The sequence below is a fragment of the Streptomyces sp. SID11385 genome (assembly GCF_010548245.1).
GTDB lineage: Bacteria > Actinomycetota > Actinomycetes > Streptomycetales > Streptomycetaceae > Streptomyces.
The window spans coordinates 1-704 of record NZ_JAAGLR010001076.1; the positions used below are offsets into that span (position 1 = coordinate 1).

At 76.3% G+C, this 704-nt stretch carries 1 protein-coding gene; it reads right to left on the reverse strand.

Annotation, left to right across the window (positions count from 1 at the left end; all coding sequences use genetic code 11):
- The coding region (locus G3I42_RS32995) for a DoxX family membrane protein (RefSeq protein WP_239096839.1) at positions 1-704 on the reverse strand (704 nt) is incomplete at both ends.

Consider the following 704-nt stretch of genomic DNA (forward strand, 5'->3'; position numbering starts at 1 on the left):
CCGCGAGCGTGGCGCGCGGCCCGAGCGCGCGCCAGGCACCCGAGGCGAGCCGCGCGTCGACCGAGTACACGGGCGCGCCCGCGATGACGAGCGGGCTCCAGGCGGCGAGGTAGATGAAGTCCGGCGCGTCGTACGCCGGTACGGTCCGCCAGGTCACCGTCACGAGCAGCGCCGCCGAGAGCGCGACACCGGTCGCCGCCGCGAGCCGCTGCCACAGCCCGAGCACGGTGAGCACCCCGGCGATGACCTGGAGGAACGCGATCGAGAGCCCGGCGCCGACGGGGTGCGAGAGCGCGAAGTCGCGCAGCGGCTCCGCGAGCGCCCACGGGTGCAGCGACGTCAGCCACTTCACCATCGAGCCGCGCTCGCCGCCGTCGAAGTACACGGGGTCGCAGAGCTTCCCCATGCCCGCGTAGACCGAGATCAGCCCGAGGAAGACGCGCAGCGGCAGCAGGACGACGCCGAGGTTCAGGCGCCGCCCCGGGTAGTACCCGTGCCGCGCGTTGTCCTTGCGGTTGCCCGTACGGGGCCGGTCCTCGACGAGCGGAAGCTCCCCCGTCGGCACCCCCCCGTACCGCGCCCCCTCCTCCTCGAACGCGCTGCCCGCGCCGCGCATCCGGGGCAGCAGCGGCGCCCCGGGACCGCCCGCGGCGGCGAGCGCCTGCGTCTCGGCGAGCCCGTGCGCGCCGAACGCCCGGGCCTGG